The sequence below is a fragment of the Gammaproteobacteria bacterium genome (assembly GCA_022340215.1).
Taxonomy (GTDB): Bacteria; Pseudomonadota; Gammaproteobacteria; order JAJDOJ01; family JAJDOJ01; genus JAJDOJ01.
This window is the reverse complement of the sequence record JAJDOJ010000111.1, coordinates 1-5,526: the sequence shown is the minus strand read 5'-3', so window position 1 is coordinate 5,526 and position 5,526 is coordinate 1. Positions and strand designations below refer to the sequence as shown.

Annotated in this window: 4 protein-coding genes; 2 read left to right on the top strand and 2 right to left on the bottom strand. The window is 58.3% G+C overall.

Features of this window, described 5'->3' with window-relative positions:
* Both LJE91_07995 and LJE91_07990 read right to left on the bottom strand, forming a co-directional pair.
* On the bottom strand, positions 1-1,220 hold a 1,220-nt coding region (locus tag LJE91_07995), incomplete at its 3' end, for a PQQ-dependent sugar dehydrogenase (protein ID MCG6868656.1).
* 144 nt (positions 1,221-1,364) lie between these two features.
* Positions 1,365-2,477 carry a zinc-binding dehydrogenase gene (locus tag LJE91_07990; GenBank protein MCG6868655.1) on the bottom strand — a complete coding sequence of 371 codons (1,113 nt, stop codon included), beginning with the start codon at positions 2,475-2,477 and terminating at the stop codon, positions 1,365-1,367.
* Positions 2,478-3,125: 648 nt separating this feature from the next.
* Here LJE91_07990 and LJE91_07985 point away from each other — a divergent pair.
* Positions 3,126-4,244, top strand: a complete 1,119-nt coding sequence (locus LJE91_07985; protein ID MCG6868654.1) for a PAS domain S-box protein — start codon at positions 3,126-3,128, stop codon at positions 4,242-4,244.
* A gap of 246 nt (positions 4,245-4,490) precedes the next feature.
* Positions 4,491-5,201 carry a hypothetical protein gene (locus tag LJE91_07980; protein MCG6868653.1) on the top strand — a complete coding sequence of 237 codons (711 nt, stop codon included), beginning with the start codon at positions 4,491-4,493 and terminating at the stop codon, positions 5,199-5,201.
* Positions 5,202-5,526 lie beyond the last annotated feature (325 nt).

Here is a 5,526-nt window from a genome sequence, read left to right as displayed (position 1 = left end):
GAGCTGGGGCTTCTGGACAGGCGGAGAATTGTCGATGCACCGCCACGTTCCTCGGTCACGGCATAGACGGATCCATCGGGGCCTACCTTGACGTCGCGAACACGCGCTCCGAGGGGCACGCGCTCCTCCGCGACCACACCGTCGTTCTCGACATGCAAGACCACGACGGACCGCGACAGCAGGCCTCCGATCAGGAAGGCGCCGTTCCATTCGGGAAACTCGTCGCCCGCATAGAATGCCATACCGGATGGTGCGATCACCGGGTCCCAGTAGTAGACCGGCTGTTCGGTGTCGGCGCTCGCCGTGATGCCGGAGCCGATCGGGCCGCCGCCATAGTCGATGCCGTAGGTCACTTCCGGCCAGCCGTAGTTCTTGCCGGGTTCCGGCCGGTTGAGCTCGTCCCCGCCTCGCGGACCGTGCTCAACCGTCCACAATCTGCCCTGGTCGTCGATCGCCGCGGACTGCATGTTGCGATGGCCGAGACTCCAGATCTCGGGCAGCGCACCCTCTACGCCGACGAAGGGATTGTCCGGCAGAGCCTCGCCGTTCTGGTCGATGCGGAAGACCTTCCCGAGCCCGCTGGCGATGTCCTGCGCCTGCACGCGGACAGCCTCTGCGGATCTCTCGCCAACAGTTACGAAGAGCGCGCCGTCCGGGGCGAAGGCCAGGCGCGACCCATAGTGACTTCGGCCGCGATAGGTGGGTGTCTGGCGGAAGATGACCGTGACATCCTCGAGGCGACCACGGCCGTTCCCATCGAGAACAAGCTTCGCGCGTGCGACGGATGTGCCGTTGCCGCCTTCCCGAGGCTCGGCAAAGGAAAAGAAGATCCGGCGGGAGTCCTCGAAGTCCTGAGCAAGCGCGACGTCCAGGAGGCCGCCTTGTCCTCCGGCATCGACGGCCGGCACCCCGGAAATGTCGGGGCCGATGCTGCCGCCCGGAGCGATGACGAACATACGCCCCTGCCGGGCTGTGACCAGCATGCTGTCGTCGGGTAGGAACTCCAGCGACCAGATCTGCGGCAGGTCCGCTGCAACTAGCGTAGTTTCTACGGTCGGGGCGCGGTCCGGCCGAGGTGCACGCGTCTGGTCAGCGGTTTGGGGCTGTTGGTTCGGAGCGTTCGGCCGGCGTGTCTCAACCGAGGACTGCCCCAAGGCTACGGAAGCGGCGTACAGTGATACTGTGAAGACTGCTGCTGCCGAAGCGAGAATTCGATCCATTGTGCGGTCCCTTGGAAGTGGTGCAGTGCGTTACAGAGCTGTATCAAAGGAGATAGAGTACGAGTGGCATTCGACTAGGCTCACGGCTTGTCCCACACCCCGCCGGACACCCGAGCCGGCCTCACATAACTTGGCACGGGACCCTCATTTCCAAGGCATGACGAGGTATTTCTCACCTGTCTTCATTGCGCGATAATCGGTCACGGCTTCCTTAGTCAGCATCTCCTCGAGATCAACCCGCTTCTTGTAGCGGCTGGCAAAGGTCGTTGTCAGGTTCTCGAGCACGCGCCCGCGCATCCGTCCCACGGTTTCCATTCCGACCGATTGAATGAAGGGGAACAGGAGCCAGCCTGACAGGGTCCAGCCAAAGCCATAACTCGGCGACAAGATCGTCGGACCAACGTCCAGCCGTCCATAGATGAACATACGCTTTTGCTGGTTGGAACCATAGCGCGAATACTCGGTCATCTTGCCAACCGCGACCTGTTCCATAGCCTTGAAGACACTGTCGACCGATTTTCCCCCGCCGATCGGATCGAATCCGTAGAAGGCGTCGGTATCGTCAATTGCGGACCGGAGCTGGTGCATGAAGTCGTCATCCGATGAATTGACGATATGCGTAGAGCCAAGCTGCTTCAGCAATTCGACCTGGCTCTCTTTCCGCACGATATTGACCAGTCCGATGCCGTCTTCGTTGCAGATGCGGGTCAGCATCTGGCCAAGGTTGGATGCCCCGACCGTATGCAGGATCGCGTTTTGCCCGTCCATTTTTGCATTTTCAACGAAACCCAGCGCGGTCATGGGGTTGACGAAGGCGCTCGCCCCATCCTCGGCGGAATAATCGCCCAGCGGCAGGCACATGGCGGCGTCGGCGATACAATACTGGCTGTAGGCATTGCCTGGCACACAGGCGACGCGCTGCCCCATCAGCGCCTTGGCCATGTCGCCGTCACCCGTTGCGACGACAGTGCCCGCGCCTTCATTGCCGGCGGGAAGTTTCAGCCCGTGACGCGCCTTGGATCCCGTATTGAACGGCTCGGGCATGATGGCGACGTACTTTCCAGGCGAATATTCGGCGCTTTCGAGATCGGCCGCACCGGCAAGAATGGCGAGATCCGACGGATTGATCGGTGCCGCCTCCATTTTCACAAGTACCTGATTGCCGGTAGGATCGGAAAAGGTCACGTCCTCGATCGCGACGGTGAGCGTGCCATCGCTTTTTAGCGTGGTGAATAGCTGCTTGCCGGTGGTGCTCATGTTGATATCTCCAGGTATAGGATTCAGAATGCAAAGATGCGTTCGGGTCGGAGACCCGGCGAGATGGACTGAAAGACACCTCGATCCCACGGCTCTATATCGTACAGTAGTAGCGTCAAAGCAGTAATCACCGATACTGAGCACACCTCCTACCGCTGTTGCAACCAATATGATGGGATGGCTGCCGCTTAGTCCGAAGAGTGGACATCGGCCACCAAATTGCTGCGTTCACTCGCCAATGTCCGCTTCGGGGACGCTGCGCCGCGGCGTGGCGACCCTTTGCGAGCGGCCGGTTTGGGCCGAGAGAGTCAGTGCATACCTACCGAAGTGGGGCGACCTATTGCACCGCCGCAAGTCTGCTCAGAGCCCGTTCGAGACCTTCGAGTCATGTCGTATGCGCGATTATTCCTTCAGGATCGAATGCGTCCACCCAAATCTGACGCTCGCAATTGTAGTGCGCATGGCTGGCTCCCTTGCATGGCCGTCGGTTGGGACTATCTGGATTTGCATTTCCTTCGCGCTAAAGTTTCCTGCCAAGATCCACCTCAGATTTGGACTGTCCCAATGGAGCCTGAAAGGATGTAGCATGCATTGGTTACGTCGATTGGCATAGCCGAACGACGATTTAGCAAGGAGTGTGCGAAACCGATGGTCGATCCACGAAGTGGCTTTGACGCGGCAGCAGTAATAGAGGCCGCGGCCGAAAGCATTTTGATTACCACCGCTGATCTGGACGCACCGGGCCCATCGATTGTCTACGTGAACCCGGCTTTTGAAAGGATGACTGGCTGGTCCGGGGACGAGGTGATCGGGAAGTCGCCCCGGTTATTGCAGGGTCCGAAAACGGACCTCCAGATCTTCAATAACCTGAGGGAAACGCTTCGAAGGGGAGAACTCTGGGAAGGTCAGACCATAAACTACAGAAAGGACGGCACCGAGTTCTGGATGGAGTGGTCGATTGTCCCGATCGTCGATGAGCACGCCGACGTCTGCCAGTATGTCGCCGTCCAGCGGAACGTGACGGCGCGTGTAGAAGCCAGCCGGCGTCTCGGAGAGGCTCGAGCCGCCGAACTGGCTGCCGACAAGGCGCGGGCCAATCTCGCCCGGTATTTCTCTCCGGCGATCGTCGAAACCCTGGCCTCGAAAGATCAGCCGCTCGGCCCGGCCAGGCGTGACAACCTGGCCATCATGTTTACCGATATCGTCGGCTTCACACGGCTTTCGGAAATGCTTGAGCCGGAGGTTGTGATCGAAATGCTGCGCGATGTGCACAGCTGGATGGAAAAGATCATCTTCAAATGGGATGGCTCCATCGAAGGCTACATAGGCGACGCCGTGATGGCGATCTTCGGGTTTCCAGATGCTGGGCGAAGGGACAGTTCAAATGCGCTTGCGTGCGCGTATGAATTGCTGACAGCAGCGCAGCAGCACAGCCTCGCCAAGGCCGAGCAAGGCTTGCCGCCGGTCCAGATCAGACTTGGACTGCAATACGGACCGGTCGCGCTTGGTGACGTCGGAACGCAGGACTACGTCGAATTCACCGTTATCGGGGATACTGTAAACATTGCGAGCCGCTTGCAGGAAGCAAGCCGTGCCCTGGATTGCCATCTTGTCGTCGGTCAGGAACTCGTCAATTCGATCCGGGATGAGGGCGCACGAGAGGATATAGGCAACCTGTTGGAGCGCCTGGAGTATCATGGCAACTTCGACATCCGCGGGCGTTCAAAAACGGTAAAGATCTGGACGTACAGTGACGCCTCATTGTGAAACGTCCATCCGCCCGACGGCGCCTTTACAATGAGACAAGGCCCGTGCACATACCTCAGTCGGGCAGTGGCACATTGTCTCCCTGTAGAGAAAGCATCGGAAGGTTTGCGGTTGGGTACCGGGCTGGCTATGTCGGGCGGGATTTCATCGGGATGCACCAATGGGTAAACCGCACAGTTACGTCGACGTCCTGATCTGTATTGCGATCGACAGTTCGGATGCAAGCGAATTGAGTTGGGTTGATCTATGAATCGGATGAAGGCGGTTTTGTCCATGGCGGCAGCACTTTTGTTTGCTGCATCACCTCTGTTTGCCGGCGCGTTTGAAGGTTTTTATCCGGAACAGTTTCCTATACCACAAGTCGATCCACCAATCGTGCCTGCAGGTTATGCATTTTCAATTTGGGGCCTGATCTATTCGTGGCTTGTACTGCATGCTGGGTTTGGACTATTGAAGCGCGATATTGAAGCCTCTTGGGACAGGGTTCGATGGCCGTTGATCGTCAGCCTGACGGTAGGCGCCAGCTGGATCTCGGTTGCAAAGGTCAGCCCGCTTTGGGCCACGCTCCTGATCTGGGTGATGCTGTTGACGGCGTTGGCTGCTTTGTTCCGATCACCGAGAGCCAAGGACAGATGGCTATTGCAAGCGCCACTGGCAATTTATGCCGGCTGGCTCACAGCAGCTAGCTTTGTCTCAATTGGCCTGATTGGAGCGGGCTATGGTCTATTCACTGACCAGGTTGGTTGGGCTTGGATCACACTGCTCATGGCCTTGTCATTTGCAGGTTTGGTACAGTTCAGTCTGTCGCGTGCGCCAGAATATGGCTTCACAGTCAGTTGGGCGCTGATCGCGATTGCTGTGCGCAACCTGGAGACGTTTCAAAGCCTTGCGATCCTTGCGGCTGCGGGCGCTGCCACAATTGGAATCTTGGCATTGCGGTCGATGATAAAGTCTTAGTTTAGCTGCTTATCATATGACCTGATGTGAGGGAGTTGATAGCCACTCGTGGCACAAAGTGCCAAGATACGTTGCGTTGTAATCAGGACATGCTGGGCTAATCGCTTGGTCGTTTTGTCCGCGGTGCGGTTGTCCGCAATACCGTGTACTTCGCTCCTGCGGCGAATGTCCAAAATCACTGGCCGCATCGCAGCGTCGTGAGTGAAGCCCAAGGTCTGCTCCGGGCCGAGAGCAGCGAACACTAAAGAGACGCACAAGCAGCGCGCCGAATCTGGTCCCTTCGAGCCTTGCTTTTGCCGTAACAATGGTAAAAATAGTGAACTCC